The sequence below is a fragment of the Kribbella sp. DT2 genome (genome assembly GCF_049844575.1).
Taxonomy (GTDB): Bacteria; Actinomycetota; Actinomycetes; order Propionibacteriales; family Kribbellaceae; genus Kribbella.
The window spans coordinates 24,774-49,236 of record NZ_JBNCLH010000010.1; the positions used below are offsets into that span (position 1 = coordinate 24,774).

At 69.8% G+C, this 24,463-nt stretch carries 22 protein-coding genes; 6 read left to right on the plus strand and 16 right to left on the minus strand.

The features are described 5' to 3' along the window. Positions 1-407: 407 nt before the first annotated feature. Positions 408-2,708 carry a protein translocase subunit SecD gene (secD, locus tag ACLQ2O_RS34205; RefSeq protein ID WP_425840231.1) on the minus strand — a complete coding sequence of 767 codons (2,301 nt, stop codon included), beginning with the start codon at positions 2,706-2,708 and terminating at the stop codon, positions 408-410. A 308-nt stretch (positions 2,709-3,016) separates the two neighbouring features. Between secD and ACLQ2O_RS34210 the strand changes: the two genes are divergently transcribed. Continuing rightward, positions 3,017-4,201: a S8 family peptidase gene (locus tag ACLQ2O_RS34210; RefSeq protein WP_425840233.1), complete on the plus strand. Its 1,185-nt coding sequence runs from the start codon at positions 3,017-3,019 to the stop codon at positions 4,199-4,201. A gap of 92 nt (positions 4,202-4,293) precedes the next feature. Here the strand turns inward: ACLQ2O_RS34210 and ACLQ2O_RS34215 are convergent, their stop codons facing one another. Together ACLQ2O_RS34215 and macS are read right to left on the minus strand one after the other, a co-directional pair. Further along, complete coding sequence (locus tag ACLQ2O_RS34215; RefSeq protein ID WP_425840235.1) at positions 4,294-4,929, minus strand: response regulator; 636 nt, start codon at positions 4,927-4,929, stop codon at positions 4,294-4,296. Next, complete coding sequence (macS, locus tag ACLQ2O_RS34220; protein WP_425840237.1) at positions 4,926-6,047, minus strand: MacS family sensor histidine kinase; 1,122 nt, start codon at positions 6,045-6,047, stop codon at positions 4,926-4,928. Before macS ends, ACLQ2O_RS34215 begins: the two co-directional genes overlap by 4 nt. A 248-nt stretch (positions 6,048-6,295) precedes the next feature. On the opposite strand from macS, the gene ACLQ2O_RS34225 reads away from it, so the two are divergent. Then, positions 6,296-8,656, plus strand: a complete 2,361-nt coding sequence (locus ACLQ2O_RS34225) for an immune inhibitor A domain-containing protein (protein ID WP_425840239.1) — start codon at positions 6,296-6,298, stop codon at positions 8,654-8,656. 59 nt (positions 8,657-8,715) lie between these two features. Here ACLQ2O_RS34225 and hflX read toward each other — a convergent pair whose 3' ends face one another. From hflX to ACLQ2O_RS34245, 4 genes are all read right to left on the minus strand, one after another. Beyond that, positions 8,716-10,206: a GTPase HflX gene (gene hflX, locus ACLQ2O_RS34230; protein ID WP_425840241.1), complete on the minus strand. Its 1,491-nt coding sequence runs from the start codon at positions 10,204-10,206 to the stop codon at positions 8,716-8,718. Positions 10,207-10,290: 84 nt separating this feature from the next. Next, positions 10,291-11,130: a diaminopimelate epimerase gene (gene dapF, locus ACLQ2O_RS34235; protein WP_425840243.1), complete on the minus strand. Its 840-nt coding sequence runs from the start codon at positions 11,128-11,130 to the stop codon at positions 10,291-10,293. A 9-nt stretch (positions 11,131-11,139) separates the two neighbouring features. Next, entirely contained in the window at positions 11,140-11,697 is a 558-nt protein-coding gene (locus ACLQ2O_RS34240) for a hypothetical protein (RefSeq protein WP_425840245.1), read from the minus strand. Further along, positions 11,694-12,203 carry a SigE family RNA polymerase sigma factor gene (locus ACLQ2O_RS34245; RefSeq protein WP_425840247.1) on the minus strand — a complete coding sequence of 170 codons (510 nt, stop codon included), beginning with the start codon at positions 12,201-12,203 and terminating at the stop codon, positions 11,694-11,696. Before ACLQ2O_RS34245 ends, ACLQ2O_RS34240 begins: the two co-directional genes overlap by 4 nt. A 75-nt stretch (positions 12,204-12,278) precedes the next feature. On the opposite strand from ACLQ2O_RS34245, the gene ACLQ2O_RS34250 reads away from it, so the two are divergent. Next, positions 12,279-12,536 (plus strand): hypothetical protein, encoded by a 258-nt coding sequence (locus ACLQ2O_RS34250; RefSeq protein ID WP_425840249.1) that lies wholly within the window; start codon positions 12,279-12,281, stop codon positions 12,534-12,536. A 1-nt stretch (position 12,537) separates the two neighbouring features. Here ACLQ2O_RS34250 and ACLQ2O_RS34255 read toward each other — a convergent pair whose 3' ends face one another. From ACLQ2O_RS34255 to ACLQ2O_RS34275, 5 genes are read right to left on the minus strand one after another with little or no spacing between them, the layout of a single operon-like run. After that, entirely contained in the window at positions 12,538-14,106 is a 1,569-nt protein-coding gene (locus ACLQ2O_RS34255) for an N-acyl-D-amino-acid deacylase family protein (protein ID WP_425840251.1), read from the minus strand. Beyond that, complete coding sequence (locus ACLQ2O_RS34260; protein WP_425840253.1) at positions 14,103-15,587, minus strand: Na+/H+ antiporter NhaC family protein; 1,485 nt, start codon at positions 15,585-15,587, stop codon at positions 14,103-14,105. Before ACLQ2O_RS34260 ends, ACLQ2O_RS34255 begins: the two co-directional genes overlap by 4 nt. A 51-nt stretch (positions 15,588-15,638) precedes the next feature. After that, entirely contained in the window at positions 15,639-16,748 is a 1,110-nt protein-coding gene (menC, locus tag ACLQ2O_RS34265) for an o-succinylbenzoate synthase (protein ID WP_425840255.1), read from the minus strand. A gap of 16 nt (positions 16,749-16,764) precedes the next feature. Next, complete coding sequence (locus ACLQ2O_RS34270; protein ID WP_425840257.1) at positions 16,765-17,424, minus strand: MurR/RpiR family transcriptional regulator; 660 nt, start codon at positions 17,422-17,424, stop codon at positions 16,765-16,767. Beyond that, a complete protein-coding gene (locus tag ACLQ2O_RS34275; protein WP_425840260.1) occupies positions 17,417-18,196 on the minus strand; it encodes a GNAT family N-acetyltransferase in 780 nt (259 codons plus the stop codon). The genes ACLQ2O_RS34270 and ACLQ2O_RS34275 overlap by 8 nt, the downstream gene beginning before the upstream one ends. A 141-nt stretch (positions 18,197-18,337) precedes the next feature. On the opposite strand from ACLQ2O_RS34275, the gene ACLQ2O_RS34280 reads away from it, so the two are divergent. Then, entirely contained in the window at positions 18,338-19,480 is a 1,143-nt protein-coding gene (locus ACLQ2O_RS34280) for a M20/M25/M40 family metallo-hydrolase (protein ID WP_425840262.1), read from the plus strand. Between the two features lie 91 nt (positions 19,481-19,571). Here ACLQ2O_RS34280 and ggt read toward each other — a convergent pair whose 3' ends face one another. The 4 genes from ggt to miaA all read right to left on the minus strand — a co-directional run bounded on the left by ggt (position 19,572) and on the right by miaA (position 23,684). Beyond that, positions 19,572-21,413, minus strand: coding sequence for a gamma-glutamyltransferase (gene ggt, locus ACLQ2O_RS34285; protein ID WP_425840264.1), 1,842 nt, complete (start codon positions 21,411-21,413; stop codon positions 19,572-19,574). Between the two features lie 79 nt (positions 21,414-21,492). After that, on the minus strand, positions 21,493-22,200 hold the full coding sequence (locus ACLQ2O_RS34290) for a hypothetical protein (protein ID WP_425840266.1): 708 nt from the start codon (positions 22,198-22,200) through the stop codon (positions 21,493-21,495). A gap of 1 nt (position 22,201) precedes the next feature. Further along, positions 22,202-22,723, minus strand: coding sequence for a SigE family RNA polymerase sigma factor (locus ACLQ2O_RS34295; protein WP_425840268.1), 522 nt, complete (start codon positions 22,721-22,723; stop codon positions 22,202-22,204). Next, positions 22,710-23,684 (minus strand): tRNA (adenosine(37)-N6)-dimethylallyltransferase MiaA, encoded by a 975-nt coding sequence (gene miaA, locus ACLQ2O_RS34300; RefSeq protein WP_425840271.1) that lies wholly within the window; start codon positions 23,682-23,684, stop codon positions 22,710-22,712. Before miaA ends, ACLQ2O_RS34295 begins: the two co-directional genes overlap by 14 nt. Positions 23,685-23,828: 144 nt before the next feature. On the opposite strand from miaA, the gene ACLQ2O_RS34305 reads away from it, so the two are divergent. Beyond that, positions 23,829-24,050 (plus strand): hypothetical protein, encoded by a 222-nt coding sequence (locus ACLQ2O_RS34305; RefSeq protein ID WP_425840274.1) that lies wholly within the window; start codon positions 23,829-23,831, stop codon positions 24,048-24,050. Positions 24,051-24,138: 88 nt separating this feature from the next. Next, entirely contained in the window at positions 24,139-24,381 is a 243-nt protein-coding gene (locus ACLQ2O_RS34310; protein WP_425840277.1) for an antitoxin, read from the plus strand. Positions 24,382-24,463: the final 82 nt, after the last annotated feature.

Consider the following 24,463-nt stretch of genomic DNA (forward strand, 5'->3'; position numbering starts at 1 on the left):
GGGTACGCGGAGCGCGGGTACGCGGAGCGCGGGTACGCGGAGCGCGGGTACGCGGAGCGCGGGTACGCGGAGCGCGGGTACGCGGAGCGCGGGTACGCGGAGCGCGGGTACGCGGAGCGCGGGTACGCGGAGCGCGGGTACGCGGAGCGCGGGCGCGCGGGGCACGGGTGCGCGGGCCGCGGAGCGCGGGAGCGCGGGAGCGCGGGAGCGCGGGGCACGGGAGCGCGGAGCGCGGGAGCACGGGAGCGCGGGGGGCGGGTGCGCGGGGCACGGGTACGCGGAGCGCGGGCGCGCGGGGCGCGGGGACGCGGGGCGCGGTGGGGGGTGGCGGGTGGTGCCGGCCGGGCGGGTGGTGGAAATGGAGCACATAGAGCCGCCCCCGGCGGATGCGCCGGGGGCGGGTTCTGTTAGACGACCGCGCCGCGGTCGGGTTCCCTGTCTCGGTCTCGTTGGGTGCGCTTGGGGCGGGGCGGTGGGGCTGGGTAGCGCTTTTCCAGCTCGACCAGGAGGGGGGCTGCTGTGAGGTTGGAGGAGTACGTGCCTACCAGGATGCCCAGGAGGAGCGCCAGGGCGAAGTCGCCCAGGGAGTCTCCGCCCAGGAACAGCAGCGCGGCCAGGATGAACAACGTGGAGATACCCGTGTTGATGGTTCTGGGGAGGACGTTGATGATCGCGGTGTCGACGACCGGGCCGAGCGCCTCGGTGGAGCGGGCGTTGCGGGTTTCCCGGATGCGGTCGAAGACGACGACGGAGTCGTTGACCGTGTAGCCGATGATCGTCAGCATCGCGGCCAGGAAGATGCCGTCGACGGGTTTGCCGGTCCAGGCGAAGACGCCGACGACCACCGCCACATTCTGCAGCAGCGCCAGTACGGCGCCCGCGCCGAACGTCCAGCGGAAGCGGACGGCCAGGTACGCGAGCTGCGCCAGCAGGGCCACGCCGAGGGCGATCAATGCCTTGTTGCGGAGCTCGTTGCCCAGCGATGGGCCGATGCTCTCGTTGCGGATGAGCTCGGTGCCGCCGCCGATGCGGGAGATCGACTCGCGGATCTTCTCCGCCTCGTCGTCGCTGATCCTGGCGGTGCGGACGGTGATGTCGTCGGCCCCGGAGGCCTGGACGACGGCGTTCGGGTAACCGGCCTCGGCGACCGCGGCACGCGCCTGGTCGGGCGTGATCTGCTGGGCCGTGCTGACCTCCAGCAACCGCCCGCCGGTGAACTCGATACCCAGGTTGAGCCCCCGGAGCGCGACACCCGCGACGCTCACCACGATCGCGATCACGGTGATCAGCAGCCAGCGGCGGCTGTGTGCCATCAGGGCCGGACTCTTCGCCTCCAGCCAGGTGCGGACCCGGCCGTGGCCGGCGATACCGCTCAGCGCCGGGCGGTTCAGCACGAACTTCCGCGACACCACGAACTCGGCGAACACCCGGGTGACGACGAGGGCGGACAGCATCGACGCGATCACACCGATCGACAGCGTCACACCGAACCCACGCACCGGACCGGCGGCCAGGAAGAACAGCAGCCCGGCAGCCAGCAGCGTGGTGATGTTGGAGTCGGCGATCGCGGACAGCGCGTTCTGGAAACCACTGCGCAGTGAGCGCCGCAGCCCGTCGGTCCGCCCGCCGATGAAGTCTTCCCGGGCTCTCTCGAAGACCAGGACGTTCGCGTCGACCGCCATACCGATCGCGAGCACGAAGCCCGCCAGACCGGGCAAGGTCAGCGTCGCCCCGATCACGGTCAGGGCGGCGTACGACATCCCGGCGTACGTGATCAGGCCGATCACGGCCATCAGGCCGACCAGCCGGTAGACGAAGACGATGAACAGAGCGGTCAGCGCGACGCCGATGATGCCGGCCAGCGCGCTCGCCTCGATCGCGTCCTTGCCGAGCGAGGGCCCGACGGTCCGCTGGTCGATGACCTCGACCGGCAGCGGCAGCGCGCCACCGGAGATCAGCGCCGACAGGTCCTTGGCCTCGGTCTCGCCGAAGTTGCCGGTGATCGTGCTGTTGTTCTCGGGCAGGCCGATGTTGCACAGCTGGGTGCCGCCGTTGGGGTCGACCTGCGGCGCGGTGAGCACCTCGTTGTCGAGCACGATCGCGATCAGCCGGCCCGGCGCACCGGCCGGCTGGCAGGCGGCCTTGCCGGTGATCTGCGACCAGATCTTCCCGCCGCCGTCCTTGAAGTTCAGCTGCACGATCCAGCCGGCCGCCACCTGCTGCGCGTCGAGCACGGCCTCGGCGCCGCTGACCTTGTCACCGGTCATCGCGGGCTTGCCCAGCTTCAGCACGCCGCCGCCGTCCTGGCTCGGCAGGTAGAGGTCACCCGTCGCGGGCTTGGCCGGCTTCTCGGCGACCTGGTCGAGCACCTCGTGGAAGCTCAGCTGCGCGGTCTTGCCGATCACCTTCGCGGCTTCGCGCGGATCCTGTACGCCGGGCAGCTCGACGATGATCCGGTTCTCGCCCTGCCGGGTGACGCTCGGTTCGGCGACGCCGAGCGCGTCGATCCGCCGGCGCAGTACCTCGAGCGCCTTGTCGGTGTTCTTCGCGTCGGCCTTGGCCGACGGGGAGTCGCTGGTCTGCAGGACGATCTGGGTGCCACCCCGCAGGTCCAGGCCGAGCTCCGGCTTCGCGGTCAGGACGGTGTACGTCGAGGCTGCGAGGACAAGGAACGCGAACAACGCGCGGACCAGGGACGACCGGTTCACTACGAGCCTCCGGGAGATGGGCACCCTGGGTACGGGTGTCGTGACGCAGAGCAGACCACGATGCGTGGAACGCACAGTGTACGGAGAGGACCAAGTCACCGGCCAGAAAGCATTCGTGGCCAATTCAACGTTGCAGACAAGGGAAACGGCCACCCAGTGCCATGGCATCACCGAGCACCCGAACTGATTGACGCGTCAGGTGAGCACGCCCTAACTTCTCCTCTCATCACTCGCTCCGTAACCGCTCCAGGACCGAGTGTGATCACCCCTCCGCCCCGGTGGGTGACCAAGTTCCCCGAGGAGGAACAGTGCGTCGTATCCGCCTTGCCCTTGCCGCCGTCGTCGTACCGGCGATCGCACTCACCACCGCCGCCGGCACCGCCGGCGCCGCTCCCGCCCCGGACCCCGGTGGCCGGATCATCCTCGTCCAGCGCGCACCCGCCGAGCCCGGCACCAGCGCGGTGAAGGACACCTACATCGTCGAGCTGAAGCAGGGCGTCAAGCTGAAGAGCTCGCTCGGCATCGCGCCGCAGCGCACGTACAGCAGTGCGGTCAACGGCTTCACCGCCAAGCTCACGCCGACCCAGCTGGCGGCGCTGCAGAAGAGCCCGGAGGTGGTCGCGATCTCCGAGGACGTGTACGTCGCGAACGCCCTCGACACCACCCAGACCAACCCGCCGTCGTGGGGCATCGACCGGATCGACCAGCGCAACCTGCCGCTGTCGAAGTCCTACACCTACACCCGGACCGGCACCGGCGTGCACGCCTACATCATCGACTCCGGGGTCGACCCGAGCCACCCGAACTTCGGCGGCCGGGCCAGCTTCGACTTCAACGGCCTGGACAGCAACAACACCGACTGCAACGGCCACGGCACCCACGTCGCCGGCACCATCGGCTCCACCTCGTACGGAGTGGCCAAGAACGTCCGGCTGCACGGCGTGAAGTGGCTGAACTGCAGCGGTGGCGGCACGGCGTCGGCCGCGATCGCCGCGGTCGACTGGGTCACCCGCAACGCGGTCAAGCCGGCCGTCGCCAACACGTCGTGGAACTTCAGCGCCAACACCACGCTGGAGAACTCGCTGCGCCGGATGATCAGCTCCGGCGTGTTCCTGGCCACCTCGGCCGGCAACACCGGCGGCAACTCCTGCACCCTGCTGCCGCGCAAGATCGAGACCGCCCTGGTCACCGCGGCCAGCACCAGCACCGACGCGCGGGCGTCGTACTCGAGCACGGGGTCCTGCGTCGACGTGTACGCACCGGGCTCGGCGATCATCTCGACGCTGCCGGGCAACACCACCGGCTCCTACAACGGCACCTCGATGGCCACCCCGCACGTCGCGGGCGTCGCGGCGCTCTACCTGCAGACCAGCCCGTCGGCCACGCCGGCGACGGTCAAGTCCTACATCGAGGCCAACGCGACCCCGAACGTGGTCAGCGGCGGCACCACCGGCGGCACCGTCAACCGCCTGCTCTTCACCAACGGCCTGTAGCTCTGCGATTCTTCCGCGCCTCCGGCACGGGGGCACGCTGAGTCAGCCGCCGTACCGCGCTTCCACCAAAGCCGGTACGGCGGCGCAGCCGGCTAGTCGGCGGCGTCGAGACCGTTCTCGATCGCGTAGCGGACCAGCTCGGCGCGGTTGTGCAGCTGCAGCTTGCGCAGCGTGTTCTGCACGTGGTTCTCCACCGTCCGGTGCGACAGGACGAGCCGCAGCGCGATCTGCTTGGCGGTCAGCCCGCGCGCGACGAGCCGCAGGACCTCGGTCTCCCGCTCGGTCAGCTGCGGAACCTCCGGCCCGGCGCCGAGCCGCCGGTACTCCCCCAGCAGCAACCCGGCCAGTCCGGCCGAGAACACCGCATCGCCTTCGGCAGTACGTCGTACGGCGTCGTCGAACTCCTCCAGGGACGCCGACTTCACCAAGTAGCCCGAGGCACCGTTCTTCACCGCGGCCAGTACGTCGGTCTGCTCGGCACTCGCCGACAGCACGAGCACCCGCGTGTCCGGCAGCGCCTGCGTGATCTCACGGGTCGCGTCGACCCCCGAACCGTCGCCGAGCTGCAGGTCCATCACCACCACGTCCGGCCGGGTCGCCAGCGCGATCTTCACCGCCGACACCACGTCGGACGCGGTCGCGCACACGTCGTACCCACGACTCCCCAGATCCCGCGCGACACCTTCGCGCCACATGGGGTGATCATCAACAATCATCACTCGGGTCATCTCGATACCGTCATTTCCCACTCGGTTCCTTCTCCCGGTGCCGTGCGGACCGTGACGCTGCCGCCCAGGTCCGTGATCCGGCCCCGGATCGACTGGCTGACCCCCAGGTGCCCGTCGGCGCGTGCCGCCTCGAGCCGATCCGGGGTGGTGCCGGCTCCATCGTCGCGGACCGACACCATCACCTCGGCACCGAGGTCCTCGACCACGACCCAGGACCGCGCGTCCGGCCCGGCATGCTTCGCGACGTTGCTGAGCGCCTCCTTGACCGCGGCAACGAGCTCGTTGACGACACCGACGGGCAGCACGACGGGCACCGCCGGTACGACGACGTCGACGCGCGTCGTGGCCAACGGCAACAACGCGCTGCACAGGTCGATCTGGCCCTGCCGTTGCCGGACCGGCCGCGACGCCATCAACGAGCGCAGCGCGACCTCCTGCTCGGCCGCCAGTGCGGCCAGCTCGACGGCCTCGCCGCCGATCGCCGTACCGCGACGCTGGACCTGGGCAAGCACCTGCAGCACGCCGTCGTGGATCGAGCGGCTGAGCCGGAGCCGTTCCGCGGTCGCGCTCTCGGCGGCGATTGCCTCGCGCAACCTCAGGTTGGCGCGGCGCATCGTGGTCGCGGCGTACCCGACGACCAGACCGGCGACGAGCAGCAGTTGCACGTTGGCGAGGATCTTGGACACGTTCTCCACACCACGCAGCGAAAGCAACGCGAGACTCACCGTGATCGCGCCGACCAGTCCCCCGTCACGACCGCGCGAGATCGCCAGTGCGATCACCGGCCCGGCGGCCCAGACCGACGTCAGCACAGAGGCTCCGGCGCGGATGTCGAGCAACGGCTGGGCGAGCAACGTCGCGTACATGCAGCCGACGGTGACGACCAGGTCGGCGAACGCGAACCGCGTGTTGCGGCGGCCCCAGTGCCGGCTGTAGCCGATCGAGGCAACGACCGTCCAGGCGCCCATGATCGCCAGCTGCAGGATCGCGCCGGACGGATGAACGATGCCGGTCCACCGCACCCAGACCCCGAAACAGGCGAAGCCGAAGGTGATCACGCGGAACACGACCAGCGCGCGCCACAGCGGCAGCAGCAGATCGGCGCGGTCGGAGTCCATCAGCACAGTCTGCCAACGATCGAGGCCGCGACCCTGCGTCGTCGTACTCCAGTGGACCGAGTGGTATTACCTACCGCGTCCGCGCAGGATTCCCCGCCCGAATCGAGGTATTTGATCAGAACCACTTCAGCATCGCCGGTTTTCCCCGTACTCTCGCGCAGAAGTTCCACGCTCGGGGGAGCATGTGGTCACGCTACGTCAAGTCACAAACGTCGCGTAGCGGACCTTTCACACGCAGGAGGGGAATCGTGCGCAAAGTATCTGCCGGGCTGTTCAGCCTGGCCCTGGCGGCGACGATCGGACTGAGCTTCGCCCAGTCCGGCACCGCCGCACCGCCCCAGGAGGGCCCGGCCGTCACGGCCGACGAGCAGGCAACGTCCGACGAGCTGCCCAGCCCGCTCGAGGACAAGCGCCGCGAGCTGCGCCAGGAGGCACTCACCAAGGTGCTGAACGGCTCTGCCAAGACCGAGAAGCGCGGAGCCAGCACCGTCGTCAAGCTGGGCAAGAAGACCGCGGCCGCGAAGGGTCAGAAGACCGCGAAGGCCAAGGTCGACCAGTACGTCGAGCTGTCGCGGGAGAAGACCGACCGCATCTTCGTCGTGCTCGCCGAGTTCGGCAACGAGCGGCACCCGAGCTACCCCGACCAGGACACCGCTCCGGCCGTGCCCGGCCCGACCACCTTCGAGGGACCGCTGCACAACGCGATCCCGGAGCCGGACCGCGCGGTCGACAACTCGACCGTCTGGCAGCCCGACTACAACCGCAAGCACTTCCAGGACATGTACTTCGGCGCCGGCAACTCGGTGAAGAAGTACTACGAGAAGCAGTCGTCCGGCCGCTACTCGGTGTCCGGCACGGTCACCGACTGGGTGAAGGTCAAGTACAACGAGGCCCGCTACGGTCGCTCGAACGGCTACCCGTGCACCGGCAACGTCTGCAACAACACCTGGGCGCTGGTCCAGGACGCGGTGAACCAGTGGGTCGCCGACCAGAAGGCGGCCGGCCGCACCGCGGCGCAGATCAAGGCCGACCTGAAGACGTTCGACCAGTGGGACCGTTACGACTTCGACGGTGACGGCAACTTCAACGAGCCGGACGGTTACCTCGACCACTTCCAGATCGTCCACTCCGGTGGCGACCAGGCCGATGGTGACCCGCACCAGGGTGAGGACGCCATCTGGTCGCACCGCTGGTACGTCGGTCAGGCCGGTGGCCCGGCCAACAACCCGGCCGGCGGCGCGCAGCTGGGTGACACCGGTTTCTACGTCGGCGACTACACGATCCAGCCGGAGAACGGCGGGATCAGCGTCTTCGCACACGAGTACGGCCACGACCTCGGTCTGCCGGACCTGTACGACACCTCCGGGGCAGCGGTCGAGAACGGCGTCAACTGGTGGTCGATCATGGCGCAGAGCCGGGTCGGCAAGCCGAGCGACGGCGGCATCGGCGAGCAGGCGGCCGACTTCGGCGCCTGGGAGAAGCTGCAGCTGGGCTGGCTGGACTACGAGATCGTGAAGGCCGGGCAGAACAAGACGCTCGACCTCGGCCCGCACGAGTACAACTCGCCCAAGGCCCAGGGCCTGGTCGTGACGCTGCCGAAGAAGTCGGTCACCACGCCGCTGCAGCCGCCGACGGCGGGCGCGAAGTCGTGGTGGAGCGGTGAGGGCGACGAGTTCACCCACACGATGAACCGTCAGGTCGCCGTACCGGCCGGGACCACCACGCTGACCTTCAAGGCCAACTGGCAGATCGAGGACTGCGACACCACGGCGTGCGACTACGCCTACGTCGAGGTCAACGACGGCACCGGCTACAAGCCGATCGCCGGCAACATCACCAAGGCCGCCGAGGGCAACGGGATCGACGGCGACAGCGGCGGCTGGGTTCCGGCCACGTTCGACCTGTCGGCGTACGCCGGCAAGACGGTCGGCCTGCAGTTCCGCTACACCACCGACGCCAACACCGGTGGCTACGGCTTCTTCGCCGACGAGATCAAGGTGGCCAACGGCGCGACCACGGTGCTCAGCTCGGGCGCCGAGGCGACGCCGGAGGGCTGGACGCTGAACGGCTTCAGCTCGGTCGGTTCGACGATCACGACGCAGTACGACAACTACTACCTCGCGTCGCACCTGAACTACACGTCGTACGACGCGCACCTGCAGACCGGCCCGTACAACTTCGGCTGGGCCAGCACGCTGGCCGACAAGGTCGAGCACTTCCCGTACCAGGACGGCCTGCTGATCTCGTACTGGGACGCCTCGCAGGGCGACAACAACACCAACACCCACCCGGGTGAGGGCCTGATCCTGCCGATCGACTCGCACCCGGCCCCGATCAACCGGCTGGACGGCCAGACCTGGCGTCCGCGGGTGAGCGGGTACGACGCGCCGTTCGGGCTCGAGAAGGCGGACTCGTTCACGCTGCACGTGAACGGCTCGGCCAGCTACGTCCGCGGTCAGGACGCGGTCAAGACGTTCAACGACAGCAAGTCGTACTGGGACGCCTCGCAGCCGCAGAACAGCGTGAAGGTGCCGAACAACAAGGTGAACATCACCGTGGTGTCGCGCACCGGCACGACCATGAAGGTCAAGGTGTCGGCGCGCAACTGACGGCGCTGACATGACGAAGGGCCCCGGGGATTTCCCCAGGGGCCCTTTCGTCGGTCGTCCTAGATGGCCGCGACCTGGTACGGCGCCAGCTCGCCCGCGAGCTGCGGGTGCACCCGCGCCGTCAGCCTGGTCCCGTCGCCGGTGTGCTCCAGGGTGTCGACGGCACCCTCGGAGTGGACCCGCGAGACCAGGTCGCCCCGGTCGTACGGCAGCAGCGCGTCGACCGTGATGTGCGGCTGCGGCAGCGCGGCCTCGACCAGCGCCTTGAGCTTGTCGATGCCGTCACCGGTCCGGGCCGAGACCACGATCGCACCGGTCTCGCGGTGCAGGATCGGGGCCAGCGTCAGCTGGTCGGCCAGGTCGCCCTTGTTGATCACGATGATCTCGGGGACGTCGACCGCCCCGATCTCGTGCAGCACCTCACGGACGGCGTGGATCTGGGCCACCGGGTCCGGGTGGGACCCGTCGACGACGTGCAGCAACAGGTCGGCGTCGGCCACCTCTTCCAGCGTCGAGCGGAACGCCTCGACGATGTCGTGCGGCAGGTGCCGGACGAACCCGACGGTGTCGGTGAAGGTGTAGACCCGGCCGTCGGACGTGGTGGTCCGCCGGGTGGTTGGGTCCAGGGTCGCGAACAGCGCGTTCTCGACCAGCACGCCCGCACCGGTGATCGCGTTCAGCAGCGAGGACTTGCCGGCGTTGGTGTACCCGGCGATCGCCACCGAGGGCACCGAGTGCCGGCGCCGCTCCTGGCGCATCGTCGAGCGGGTGGTCTTCAGCTCCTTGAGCTCACGGCGCAGCTTGGAGATCTTGGTGTTGATCCGGCGCCGGTCGGTCTCGATCTTGGTCTCACCGGGACCACGGCCACCGATACCGCCACCGGCCGCACCGACGCGGCCACCGGCCTGGCGGGACAGGTTTCCACCCCAGCCACGCAGGCGCTGCTTCATGTACTGCAGCTGGGCCAGCTCGACCTGGGCCTTGCCTTCCTTGCTCTTCGCGTGCTGGGCGAAGATGTCCAGGATCAGCGCGGTCCGGTCGACCACCTTGACCTTGAGCTTGTCCTCCAGGTTGCGCAGCTGCGCGGGGGCGAGCTCGCCGTCGGCGATCACCGTGTCGGCGCCCAGGGCGGCGACCAGGTTGCGCAGGTCGGCCACCTTGCCGGACCCGATGAAGGTCGCGGCGTCGGGCTTCTTGCGACGCTGGATCACGCCGTCCAGGACCTCGGAACCGGCGGTCTCGGCGAGCAGCTTCAGCTCGGCCAGCGAGTTCTCGGCGTCCTCGGCGCTGCCTTCGGTCCACACCCCGACCAGGAGCACCCGCTCCAGCAGGAGCTTGCGGTACTCGACCTCGCTGATGTCGGTCAGCTCGGTCGACATCCCCACCACGCGCCGAAGCGCCTGGCGTTCCTCGAGCTCCAGGCCTTCCAGGCCCGGGCCCTCATTGTCATAACCCGACGACGAAGTGTCCTCGTCGTCGAGCGCGTCGTCCTGCGTCAGGTCGAGGTCGACGTCGTTGGCTTCTTCGTACGCATTCGAATGGGTCGTCATATACCTTCCATCGTGGCACGGCTCACCCGTACGGGCGACCCGATTACTACTGTCAACGACCCGGTCACCCGGTGAATTCCCCGCTCAAGCGGGCAACCAGCCCCGGTCGAACTCTCCACGAGCGTGCACGACGGCGGGCCCCCGCAGCTCCAGGTGGTTGTCGGCGCGCCACGTCACCGACACCTCACCACCCAGTACGCCGACCCGGTACGTCACCGGGCGCTCCTGCCGGGCCGCCAGCGTCGACGCGACGGTGACCGCGCAGGTGCCCGTCCCGCAGGACCGGGTCTCCCCCGCGCCGCGCTCGTGCACGCGCATCTGGACGTCGTACGGGCCGAGGCGGTGCACGAACTCGACGTTCACGCCCGCTGGGAAAGCCTCTTCCGGGGACCAGGTGGGCTGGTCCACCAGATGTCCCGGCTCGCGCAGGTCGTCGACGAACGCGACCGCGTGCGGGTTGCCCATGTCGACGGCCACGGCGGGCCACTGGTGGCCGTTGGCGCCGACGACGACACCGGCCGGGCCGACCTGGGGCTCGCCCAGGTCGGCCGTGATCGTGCCGTCGTCGTGGACCACGACCTCCTTGACGCCAGCGCGGGTCCCGATCCGGACCGGCTTACCGGTCGTCAGGCCCTCGTCGACCAGGTACCGGACGAACACGCGGATCCCGTTGCCGCACATCTCCGCGGTCGAGCCGTCGGCGTTGCGGTAGTCCATGAACCACTCGCCGCCGTCCTCGACGTACGACTGCTTCGCCCCGTCGATCACCCGCAGCACCCCGTCCGCGCCGATCCCGGCGTGCCGGTCGCAGAGGAACCGGACCACCTCCGGGTCGAGGTCCCCGTGGATCGAACCGTCGGGGTCGGGCAGCAGCACGAAGTCGTTCTCCGTGCCGTGCCCCTTCAGCCAGGGAAAAGTGCTCATGGACCGATCTTAGCCAGCGGCGTCGTAACAGGTCTTGGTGAAGTTTCTCCACACCTCGTCCGGCCAGCCCTTCCCCGCGGGGGGCGGTACGTCGATGGTGGCTCCCGGCTTGAACACCACCGGGCCGCTCGACGAGGGCCGCATGAAGAAGATGTCCAGACCGGGGACGGACTCACCGAACGTCGCAGGATCCGTCTGCTGGGGGAACCCTCCCAGCCGCAGCTCGATACCGTCCGAGGTGTACTTGCCCGGCGGATCCGAGACCATCTCGCCCGGCCCCGGAGTCCTCGTCGTCCGCTCGATGCGGTAGTCCGTGACCACCTGGGCGCAGGTCGACGGTCCCGCACCCGGCCCCGAACCGGCTGCCACCGGGGTCTCACCGGACGGCGGCAACGTCAACGCCCAACCGCCGACGCCGACGGCCACGACGGCCGTCGCCGCTGCCACGGTGGCTCCGCGACGGCGCCGGGTCCGCCGGCCGCGGCCGATTGCCCCGGCCAGCTGCTCGTCGGTCAGCGACTCCTCGGGCCCCGCGGCTTCGTCGAGCAACTTCTTCAGGTCGGTCATCGCACACGCTCCAGGTTGTTCAGCGGGTCGTCGATGAGATCGCGGAGCTTGTCGAGCGCCCGGGACGTCTGGCTCTTGACCGTGCCCTCGCTGCACTCCATCAGCAGGGCGACGGTCGCCACGTCCAGGTCCCGGAAATACCGCAGTACGACGGCCGCCCGCTGCCTGCGCGGCAGCCGGGTGAGCGCGTCGAGCACGGTCAGCCGGTCGGCGTGGTCGGGACCGCTGACCGGTTCGGCGTCCATCAGCTCGGCCGTCGACGTCTCCCGCCGGCGCCAGAACCGCCGGCGCTCGTCGATGAAGACGTTGATCAGGATCCGGTCCGCGTACGACGCCGCACCGTCGCCCTGCCGCACCTTGCCCCAGTGCACGTAGAGCTTGGTGCACGCGGTCTGGACCAGGTCCTCGGCCCAGTGCACGTCACCCCCGGTCAGCAGGCGCGCCGTCCGCAGCATCCGGCCGTAGTGTCCGCGCAGGTACTCCGCGTACTCGTCGTCCCGGCTCATCGTTCTCCACTCCGTCGTGATCTCACCCTGAACTACAGGCCGGGTCACCGATCGGTTGCACGTAAAGTTCGAGCTGTGGAGATCGCGTACTTCTGGGAGCGTGCGGACGCCGAGGCGGTGGCCGAGCGCCTCGGTGGGGAGCTGAGCCGCGGGCGCTTCCACGGGGAGGACGACGACGAGGACCACCCGTGGGTCGTCGTGACGGCTGCCGATCCGGCAGTACTGGAGCGCGTGGCGGGTGAGCACGACGGCTGGCTGGAGGCGCCTACCCACGAGCCGACTCCCGCGCCGCCGCCGCTGCCGACCGAGCCGCGCAGACTGAAGAACCGCTGACTCAACTTTTCCGAAGGACTCGCCCCGGCCGGTTGGCGGTCGATACGCCGTCGCGCAGTACGGGCTCCCCGGCGACCAGCACGTGCTCGATCCCGACGGACAACTGCCACGGCTCGTCGTACGTCGACCGGTCCGCGACCCGCTCCGGATCCAGTACTACGAGATCCGCGACGGCGCCGGGTTTCACCACACCCCGGTCGTTCAGACCGAGCCGGGACGCGGGCAGCGAGGTCATCCGGCGGACAGCCTCCGCCAGGGTCAGCACCGCCTCATCGCGCGCATACCGGCCGAGCACCCGCGGGAAGGTCCCGAAGCTGCGCGGGTGCGGGTGGCCCTCGCCCGTCGCGCGGAGGATCCAGCCGTCGCTCGCGACACTCGTCCACGGATGACGCAGTACGGCGACCACGTCGTCCTCGCTCATCCCGTGATTGACGACGCTCACCGCGGCCTCGTGATTCTCCAGCACGCGCAGGGCTGCCTCCGCCCCGTCCACGCCGTCCCGCCCGCCGATCTCGGCGAGGCTGAGCCCGCGACAATCGTGGTAGCGCCCGGGCGGAAGCGACGCGATCACGACGTTGTCCGGATCGAGGATCGCCTGCTCTCGTACCGCGTCGAGGACCTTCGTGCGTTCGGTGGTGTCACTGAGACGCGCGAGCAGCCCCGCGGTGCCGCCTTCCATCGTCCAGGTCGGGAGGCGGGCCGTGAGGGTGGTGCTGGAGGCGGTGTACGGATAGACGTCGCAGGCAACGTCCACCCCTTCGGCCCGGGCCTCGGCCATGCGTTCGAGGGCGGCGCCAACCTTCCCGTGGTTGGCCGGGCCCATCGCCTTGAGGTGAGAAACCTGCAGCCTGGCGCCACCGGCCCGCGCGGCCTCGATCGCTTCGTCGAGCGCCTCCAGCAGCCGGACACCTTCGTTGCGGAGATGCGTGGAGTACAGCAGCCCGTACTCCGCCGCGGTGGCCACCAGAGCGGCGACCTCGGGCGGCTCCGCGAAGGTGCCGGGCGCGTAGATCAGACCCGTCGAGAATCCCACCGCGCCCTGCTCGGCAGCGTCCCGCAGCAGCGCCTTCATCTGCTCGAGCTCCGCCTCGGACGGCGCGCGTTCGGCACCGCCCAAAACAGCCAACCGAAGCGCCGAGTGGCCGACCTGCAAGGCGATGTTGATCGCCAGGCCGGCACCGTCCAGGACGTCAGCGAATCCCCCGCCGTCCTGCCAGGACCAGCTGTTGTCCGGAGCCAGGAACGCCGTACCGGCTCGCATCTGGTCCAGGTCGGTGATCGGGAACGGCGACCAGCCGCAGTTCCCGGTGACCAGGGTGGTGACGCCCTGGTGCAGCTGGGTGACGGCCTCCGGACTGGCCTCCATCGAGAAGTCCGCGTGCGAGTGCAGGTCGATGAAACCCGGTGCCACAATGTTGCCTCCGACATCGATCACCTCGAGGCCGGGTGGCAGCTCGGCGCCGGCGGGCAGCAACCCCGTGATCCGCCCGTCGTCGAGCAGGACGGTCGCGGCCACCGCCTCGGCCCCGGTCCCGTCCAGGACCAGGCCGCTGGTGATCGCGCCGATCATGTCGTCACCAGCAGGATGCCGGCGTACATCACGCAGGCCGGGACCAGCAACAGCCAGCCGGTGATCATCATGTTCTTCAGGTTGGACGACCGGGCCAGGCCCATCGCGCCGACCATGTTGGCGTTCGGGAACGGCCCATAGGTGTCGGCCTTCGAGGCGAACAGCAGCACCACGACCCAGGCGGCCGGTCCCACCCCGGCGCCGGCCGCGAGTGTCCCGAACACCTTGTCGAGCAGGACGACCTGCGCTGCCGTCGCGCCCGGGACCCCGACCCAGCCCAGGAAGGCGATCGCGATCGCGACGCCGAAGCCCGACACCGTCGCCAGCTCCGGTCCGATCGCGTCCAGGACGACCTGGAACGGCGCCAGCTTGTCGATCAGCGCGAAGAGGGCCGCGAGCAACCAGAACAGCAGCAGGATGCTGATCAGCTTGGCGCCACCGCGGTACATGCGCTCGGCGATGTCGCGCGCGGGTAGCCGCCCGGCGATGCCGGTGACGATGCCGAGCACCGGCAGCGCCAGCAGCGGGAAGTTGGTGCCGGCCTCGGTGATGGTCGCGTAGACGACGCTGGCGAGCAGCGCGACGATGAAGGCGATCGTCGCCGCCCGCGGCGCCCTGGCGGTCTGGGCGCTGTCGTCGGTGACGAGTTCGCTCAGGTCGTACTCGTCGCCGGTGCGGACTGTGCGGCGCTGGATATAGGCGACGACGAACGGCCCGAGCAGCAGGGAGAGCACGGCCAGCGGACCGGCGCCGTACCCGAGGTAGGTCAGGTAACTGACGTCCGCCGCCGTCATGATCGCCACGTTCGAACCGGCGAACGGTGCCACGGTCAGGCCGGCACAGCCGCCGATGAACAGCATCGAGGCGGTAGCCGAGCGGGTGTAGCCCAGACGGGCGGTGATCGGCAGCACGATCGGCGCCGCGATCGCCACCGCACCCGCCAGGGTGCCGAGGCTCGCGACCAGCACCAGGCAGGCGATCATCACGCCGAGCACGACCGCCGTACGGCTGCGGTCCCCGACCATCCGCATCACGCCGTGCACGATCGTCGACGCGACGCCGGTGACCCGGAGCACCTCGCCGACGCCGGCGCCCAGCACGATGATCAGGCCGATCGCGGTGACCGAATCGGCCAGCGACTCCCCCAGCAGCGTGCCGGTCTCGAGCGGGCTGAGGCCGACGATCAGAACACCGGACAGCACCGCGAGCACGGTGCCGACGACGATGTCCATGCCGAGCAGGCAGAGCAGGGCGTACATCACGATCGGCAGCAGGCCCCACAATGTCGGGCCGTCGGTCGCCAGGCCGGCCACGATCGAGGCCACCAGGCCGATGGCCGCGAGCAGGTTCACCAACCGGCGGCGACCGGGCGGCAGTTCGACGTCGTAGGCATTCGCACCCTGCTCCGGAGCGGTCTTCCGCGGGACGGCCTCGTCGGGGGCGGTGTGCGGCGGTCCGGTGGTGCCCTTGTCCTGGTTCATCAGGGTCCTGTCCTGTCGTGGCCGGGGGCGGTCAGTGCGCGGCAGAGCGCGTCAGAGGGAGGCGGTGGCGATCGTGGTGGCAGCAATCAGGTCGGTGTCGACGCCGTGACCGAGACCGGCCGACTCCGGCACCTGGACGACACCCCGGCGCGCGACGACCGGTGGGGTCACCACGTCGCGCGCGTAGTACTTCTCCGAGGCCGAGACGTCGGACGGGAGAGTGAAGCCGGGCAGACTGGACAGCGCGACGTTCGCCGCGCGGCCGATGCCGAACTCGTGCATGCCACCGCACCAGACCGCGATCCCCGACGCGCGGGCCAGATCGTGCGCGGCGCGTGCGGCGGTCAACCCGCCCATCCGCGACACCTTGATGTTGAGCACCCGCAGCGCCTCGAGCGACAATGCCGTCTCCAGGTCGTCCAGCGTCTCCACGCTCTCGTCCAGGCACACCGGCGTCTCCACCGCACGCTGCAGCCGGGTGTGCGCGAGCAGGTTGCGCGGCGCGAAGGGCTGCTCGATCATCGTCAGCCCGAACTCGTCGAGCGCCAGCAGGGCGGCCAGGTGGCCGGCGGACTCCGAATAGATGCCGTTGGCATCGACATGCAGATCGAGGTCCGGGTACTCCGCGCGGACCGCGCGCACGGGTTCGACGTCCCAGCCGGGCGCGATCTTCAGCTTCACCCGTGGATAGCCGGCGTCCACCTGACGCCGTACCTGGGTGAGCAGGTCGTCGATGGTCGGCTCGATCCCGAGGGAGACGCCCGCGGTGACCTCGGCGCGGGTCCCGCCGAGCGCCTGGGCCAGTGGTACTCCGCGCAGGGTGGACCAGAGCACCCAGGCGGCGACGTCGACCCCGGCCTTGGCGAACTGGTTGCCCCGCACCTTCGCCCACAGCCGCGGTACCTGCTCGGGCTCGTCCCACTCCTGCCCGAGTACGGCCGGGAGCAGGTAGCGCTCGGCGATGTGCCAGCACGACTCCACCGTCTCCGGCGCGTAGTACGGGTCGGACGGCGAAGCGATCTCACCCCAGCCGATCGCGCCGGAGGCGTCCTCCAGCTCGACCAGGATGTGGTCCAGCTCGGCCTTGCGGTGCGAGCTGGTCGCGAAGGCGTGGACCAACGGCAGCCGGACCCGGTGCAGCCGGGCGGCGGTGACGCGCACGGGAGTTCCCTTCGGTTCAGTCGACGACATACAGCCCCAGTTCGGTGTTCAGCCGGTCCCGTTCCCCGAGCCGGCGGCGGGCACCCTTGGCGCTTGCGGTGGTCAGGGTCGCCAGCACATGAAGGACCGCGGCGACCACGGTCGGCGAGTCCACGTACGACGCGCTGCCGGTCGCCACGTAGATGCACTGGTCCGCGATGTCGGCCAGCGGGGCGTCGTCGTAGTCGGTGATCGCCACGAGTTCGCCACCGGCCTCGACGAACCGGCGCGCGATCTCGACGGTGTCCCGCCGGTAGCGGCGCAACGAGAACGCCACCATCAGATCGCTGGAGCGGACGTCGGAGAGCACGTCGACGCTGCGGACCACCGTGCCGTCGATCAGCGTCACGTGCGAGAGCCCGGCACTGAGGTCGAAGGCGAGCAGGGACGCGTACGAGAAGGATTTGCTCGAGCCGACGATGAACCGGCGGCGCGCCGCGACGATCCGGGCCGCGGCCCGGGCGATCGAGTCGTCGGCGAGGATCAGGTCGAGCGCGGCGGCGATCGAGGCCCGCTCCTGCTCGACCACCCGCTGCTGCAGCAGGGTGGAGGACCTGCGCTGCAGGCGGGCGTCGTACCGCTCGTGCGGGCTGGCCAGCTCACGGTTGAGTGCCCGCCGCTCCTCGGCTTCAGACATCGATCGCCTCCTGGGCCGGGCCGAAGAAGTACACCGCGGTAGCGGCGTCGACTCGCTGGCAGGAGATCGCGACCAGGCCCTTGCCGAGCAGGTCGGCGAAGGCGGAGCGCACGTCGCGGCGGACCTGGTCGGCGACGTCCGGGCGGGTTGCGCTGACGGCTGCGAAGTCGGCCGGGAGTGCCAGCCGCGGTTCGTCACCGTCGCCTGCCGGAATGCCCCAATCCGCTGCGGTTGCCTCGACCGGAGACGTCCGCGACGGGTTCGGCTGGTCTCCCCCGCACAGGTCCCACTCGACCACCACCCGGTCGGTGCCCGGTTCGCCGTACAGGTCGGGCTTGAACCAGCGGCCGCGGGCGCCGAGGACGTCGAGGTTGAAGTGCGCGTTGCGGGTCTGGAACGGGTCGTAGGTCCAGCGCATCGAGGTCATCCCGTTCGCCAGGGCGATCTCGCGCTGTGCCCGCTTGAGCAGCCGGCCGAGGCCGAGGCCCTGCCGGTCGGCGGCAACCACCGCGGTCTGTGAGTAGTGGTAGACGTTCACGCCGTCCGTGCCGCAGAAGCCGTAGGCGAGGGCGACCAGACTGTCTGCTGTGTCCAGCACTCCCACGACGGAGCCGCCGTTGGCCACCAGCGCACCGAGCAGCCGTGGGTTGAGCGCGTAATCGGGGCGCTGATAGCCGAAGACCGCGCGGTAGAGCGCGGCCGCCGCCGCGAACTGCGCCGGGGTGGTGAGAGTGACGGTACGGAACCCGCCGGCCGTGCGCTGCGCTGTCATCGATCTCCTGCAACCAAAGATACGTAACGGATCTTGCTTCTTTACTGAGTCAACCCGCTGAGAAGACTCTGGTCAATGCCTATCCAACAGGCGAAATGCACGAGATCACGCCGGAAGGGTGATGATGATACGTTCACTATCATGGAGAACGGATGGCAGCAGGCGGCAGCCGGACAGGCCACGCGGATGCTCGAGCGGTTGCACGAGTACGTCGCGCACGAGACCCCGACGGGTGATGCGGACGCGCTGAACGCGTTCGCCGACGGCCTGATCGCCCGGTACGCCGGCCTCGGTGGCACCGCGCGAAGGGTGCCCGCGGCAACGGGCGATCACGTGGTCGCGAACCTGCCCGGCCGAGGTCCACGAGCCGAAGAGCCGCCGCTGCTCTTCCTGGCCCATCACGACACGGTGTGGCCGGTGGGCCGGCTCGACGGTCCGATGCCCTGGCGCGAGGAGGACGGCATCGTCCATGGGCCGGGCGTCTTCGACATGAAGGGCGGCCTGGTCGTCCTCGAGACCGCACTGCAGCTGATCGCGGAGCGAGGGGCCGACCATCGGCCGGTACGGATCGTGGTCGCCGCCGACGAGGAGGTCGGTTCACCCTCCGCCCGTGAACTCGTCACCGCGGAGTCGGAAGGGGTGGTCGCCGCTCTGGGGCTCGAACCCCCGCACCCGAACGGCGACCTGAAGACCGCCCGTCGGGGCAGCAGCCGGGTCCGGATCGAGATCACCGGGCGGGAGGCGCACGCCGCGCTGGATCCGGAGTCCGGCGTCTCCGCGATCGACGAACTGGTCGACCAGTTGATCGCCGTACGTTCGGTGGTCGGGTCCTTCGACGACGTGCTGTGCAACGTCGGCACCATCTCCGGCGGCGGGCGGACGAACGTCGTACCAGGGACCGCGTCGGCGGACATCGGCTTCCGCTTCATCGATCCGGAGACCGAGCGCGCTGTGCTCGAGTCGATCGGCAAGCTGGAGCCGGTGCGGGACGGTGCTCGAGTGCAGGTGTCGGTGATCTCGAATCGGCCTGCCTGGCAGCCTTCTCCTGAAGGCGATGAGCTGTTGGCGACGGCCGCGGCCGCGGGTCGTTCGGTTGGCCAGGAGGTTGGTGGCGCGGTCGCGGCCGGTGCTGCGGACACGAACCTGACGGGCTGGCTCGGGGTGCCCAGCCTGGATGGCTTCGGCCCGGTGGGTCAGGGCGCTCACGCGACCCACGAGCAGATCATTGCCGCGAGCCTGCCGGAGCGAGCGGCTCTACTCGCCGCGATCATCACCAGCCTCTGAGCATGACAGCACCCCCGTCGCCCGGTGGCGAGGGGTGCTGTCTTTCCGGGGTACGACGCTCGGCAGAGGTGCTGCCTATCGCCGTTCGGAGTCAGCGCGGCCAGAGTTGGTGCACCGTGCCGGCAGCGCCACCGCCGCGGCGCTTCGGTTCGGCTGCCGCGAGGTAGCCGCCACCAGGGAGGAACTCCAGGGCTGCGACAGCGCCGATCTCGGCCGCCGAGGTGAGAGCATCACCCGACGGGACGAGAACGTGGCCGTACGGCTTCAACGCGGCGCCGTAAGCGTCGATGAACGGCGGTTCTGCGCTGACGGTAGCTGTGTTGCGCTGCGACGCCCGCGGCGCGGCGACTGCCTCGGGCAGCGTCATGCCGCGGTCGAGCCGGTTGGTCAGCGTCTGCAGGACCGTGGTGATGATCGTCGAACCACCCGGCGAGCCGAGCGCCAGGAACGGCTTGCCGTGCTTGAGCACGATGGTCGGCGACATCGACGACCGCGGCCGCTTGTTCGGCTGGATCCGGTTCGGGTCGGCCGGGTCCGGGACGGCGCTGAAGTCGGTCAGCTCGTTGTTGAGCAGGAAGCCACGGCCCGGGACGGTGATGCCGGAGCCACCGGTCTGCTCGATCGTCAGCGTGTACGACACGACGTTGCCCCACCGGTCCGACGCGACCAGGTGCGTCGTCGACAGGCCCTCGGTGTCCGGATGCTCGGCCTTCGTCACGCCCGGCGCGCAGGCGGCGTACGAACCGTCGGGCGAGCCCGGCTTGACCGGCTTGACGGCTGCCTTCTTCGGGTCGATCTGGCAGGACCGCTCGGCGCCGAAGCCCTTCGACAGCAGCTGCTTGGTCGGGACGTCGACGAACTTCGGGTCCCCGACGTACGCGCCCCGGTCGGCGAACGACAGCGCCGACGCCTCGAGGTAGTTGTGCAGGGCATCCGGGGTCTTCAGCTTCGACAGCTTCTTCGGCGCCAGGATGTTGAGGGCCTCGCCGACCGTCGTCCCGCCGGACGAGGACGGCGCCATGCCGTACACGTCGAGGCCGTCGTAGCTGACCTTGGTCGGGTCCTGCTTGAGCACCTTGTACTTGGCGAGGTCGGCCGTCGTCACGTGACCGGGCATCACCGGCAGCGTCGTCCCGGGTGTCTTCGGTGGGCTCTTCACGACCTTCGCGATCTCGCCCGCGAGCGGGCCGCGGTAGAACGCGGACGGGCCCTGCTTGCCGATCAGGTCGTACGTCCGGGCCAGTTCCTTGTTCTTGAAGACCGACCCGACCTTCGGTGCGTCGCCACCGGGCAGGAACAGCTTCGCCGTCGGCACGATCGCCGAGAAGCGGGCCTTGTTGTCGAGCGTCTGGCTGCGGAACGTCTCGTCGACCACGAAGCCGCGGTCGGCCAGCTCGGTGGCCGGCTTGATCGCCTTCTTCAGCGGCAGCGAGCCCCACGACCTCAGCGCGGAGTCCCAGGTCGCGAGCGTGCCCGGGACGCCGACCGAGACGCCGGAGGTGACCAGGTCGGGGAAGAAGGTGTACGGCGCGCCGGTCGCCGGGTTGATGAAGGCGTCGGCGGGCATCGCCGCGGGCGCGGTCTCGCGGCCGTCGATCGTGTAGACCTTGCGGTTCTTCGCGCTGTAGTAGACGAAGTAGCCGCCGCCACCGATCCCGGCCGAGTACGGCTCGGTGACGCCGAGCGCGGCGGCGGTCGCGACGGCCGCGTCGACGGCGTTGCCGCCGCGGCGCAGGACGCCGATGCCGACGTTGGTGGCCTCGGGGTCGACCGAGGCGACGGCGCCGCCGTACCCGATCGCCGTGGCGTTCTTCGCGGGCGGCTTGGGCACATGGCTCTGAGGTGTTGCCTGAGCAGAGACTCCGCCGGCGGTGAGGCCGGTCAGGACGAGCGCACCCGTGGTCAGGGATGCGGCCAGCTTCTTCGGTGTCACCGGGGTCCTCCGCAGGGGTCGGCGTACTGGGACAGGCCCTGCCTACCGGAACGCAGAGGTCTACGCCAGTTCTGGCGCGTCAGGACACCGTGCAGGAGTCGAGGAAACGGCGGACGAGGTCGTCGTTCCAGTCCTTGTGCTCGATCGGCAGCTTGGCGACCAGCCAGCTCTCGCCGAGCTGGACCTGGCCGATCTCACGGCCGCCGGTGCTGCCGACGTGGAAGACCTTGCCGCCGGACTCGACCGCGCGGATCCCGCTCAACGGCTGCGGCTCCGGGGCGGTGAACAGCTCGAGCTGGGACCCGGTGTCGGCCGTCCGCGCGCTCGGTGGCGTCAGCACGACGCGCTGGTCCGCGTTCTGCGGGGCGGCCGTCCAGCCGAGCGGGGTGAGCTTGCAGCCGATCCCGTTCCAGGGCTTGGGGTTGGTGACCAGCTGCACGACGGTTGCCGAGTACGTCGAGAAGGTCTCCTCCTTCGTGACCGACGGAGCGGCCGAGCCGGCCGTCGCCGACTCGGGCTGCGGCTGTGTCTGGGGCTGGGCCTGCGTGGTCGCGGCGTCGGTGGCGACCTCCGCTTCGCCACCACCCCACCACTCCCCCTGGTCGCCGACCACCAGTACGGCGGTGGTCGCGGCCGCCACGCACAGGACCCCGGTGACCCGGCGGCGCGCCCTGATCCGGCGCAACGCCCGGCGCCCGCGGCTCACGTCCGCGTCCACGTCCGCCGGTGGCAGGCCGTCGACCGCTCGGTCGGCGAACTGCTCCAGCAGCCTCTTCACGTCGTCCACGTCAACTACTCCCGGTCGTCGGGCCCGAGGCCTGGTCGTCGGCCATCAGGTCCTTCAGTCTTTTCAGTGCTTTCGCGGTCTGGCTCTTCACGGTGCCTTCGGTGCACTCCAGGATCCGCGCGCAGGTGGCCACGTCGAGATCCTGGAAGTAGCGCAGCACGAGGACCGCGCGTTGCCGTGGTGCCAGGTCCAGCAGGGCGCTGCGTACCGCCATCAGGTCGGCATGGTCGGTGACGTCGGGCTCCCGCGGTTCGAGCGGGTCCGCGGTCACCAGCTCGGGGTGGCGGCCGGCCCGGCGACGCTCGTCCAGGAAGGCGTTCACCAGGATCCGGTGCGCGTACGGCCCGGCACCTTCGTGCCGGATCCGGTGCCAGTGCACGTAGACCCGGGTGCAGGCGGTCTGGACCAGGTCCTCGGCGGTGTGCACGTCCCCCGCGGTGAGCAGCATCGCCGTTCTCAGCAGGCGGGTGCGGTCCGCGAGCACGTACTCACGGAACTCGGCCTCACGGTCACCCCCTCGCATCGACAGCCCCCAGGCCCTCTTCCACCCTGTCTACGTCGGCGGGTGCGGTTTGGTTGCCTCTTAGTGCCTGAATCGCCTGCCCGATCAGGTCGGGTGCGTCGTAGGGCAACCAAGTGATCCGCGGGTCCTTGCGGAACCAGGAATCCTGCCGCCGGGCGAAGCGCCTGGTCTGCTGGGCGGTCTGCTCCCGCGCCTCGGCCTCCGACAGCTCACCGCGCAGCAGCTTCACCACCTGGGGGTAGCCGAGCGCGCGGTTCGCCGTACGGCCGTCGAGCAGTCCGTGGTCGAGCAGGCCCTTCACCTCGTCGACGAAACCCTGCTCGAACATCCGGTCGACCCGGCGGCCGATCCGCTCGTCGAGCACCGGCCGTGGGACGTCGAGGCCGAGTTGCACGGCGCCGGGGTAGATCGAGGTGTGCCCGGGCAGAGTCGCGGCGTACGGCGCTCCGGTGAGCTCGATGACCTCCAGCGCGCGGACGATCCGGCGGCCGTTGCTCGGGAGGATCTGCTCCGCGGCCGGTGGGTCGATCTCGGCCAATCGCTTGTGCAGCAGGCCGGAACCGTGCTCGGCGAGCTCCTGCTCGAGCCGCTCGCGGACGACCGGATCGGTGCCGGGGAACTCGAACTCGTCGAGGATCGCCCGGACGTACAGCGCCGAACCACCGGCCAGGACCGGCACCACCTGACGGCGCAGGCAGTCGTCGATCGCCGCGCGCGCGAGCTGCTGGAACTCCGCCACGGTCGCGGTCTGGGTGACGTCGAGGATGTCGAGCAGGTGGTGCGGTACGCCGGCCCGCTCGGCCACGGTGATCTTCGCCGTACCGATGTCCATGCCGCGGTAGACCTGGTAGGCGTCGGCGCTGACCACCTCACCGCCCAGGTGCTTGCACAGAGCAACGGACAGGTCGGACTTGCCGGCCGCGGTGGGACCGACGACGGCGACGACGAGTGGTGCGGCCATCGGTCCAGTGTGACAGTGCGGACGCCCGGCGTGACGCAAGCGGTGAACTCTGGGACAAGAGTGATCAGGAGGGGCTTGTGGAGAACCCCGCGTGGGGGTAGGAACGCAGGTGAAGCCGGACCACGACCCGGGAGGGAACCCGTAGTGACGAACCAGTTCGAGGAAGAGACCGCGGCGGCCAAGGACGCGATCGACAAAGGTCCGCAGCTGAGCGGCGGAGACGTGGAGCTGAAGCGCAGCGGCGGCGACGTCGAACGCAGCGGTGGAGACGTCGAGCGGGGCCCGAAGGGCAAGTCCGGTGGTGACATCGAAAGCGGTGGGGACGTCGAGAGCGGTGGCGACGTCGAAAGCGGCGGGGGAAACTGAACAACCTCCCACATCTGGGGCCGTTCGGGTGGGAAGATCCCGCTAGCTGTCTGTAAGCAGTTCACTACGCAAGAACGGGAACCCCAAGATGGGCATCTTCGACAAGTTCAAGGGCAAGGCCGAGGGCCTGAAGGACAAGGCGACCGACCTGGTCGACCAGCACGGCGACAAGGTCGGCGGCGGCCTGGACAAGGCCGGCGACTTCGCCGACCAGAAGACCGGTGGCAAGTACGGCGACAAGATCGACCAGGGCGTCGACGTCGCCAAGGACCGTCTCGACGGTCTGGACGGCCAGGACGACGACATCGAGAACAAGCCGAAGCCGGCCTGATCTTTCTGCACCGAAGGGCCGCGGGAGTCGCTCCCGCGGCCCTTCGGCCTGTCCGCGCCCGGGTGCCGAGGGCAAGCACCTG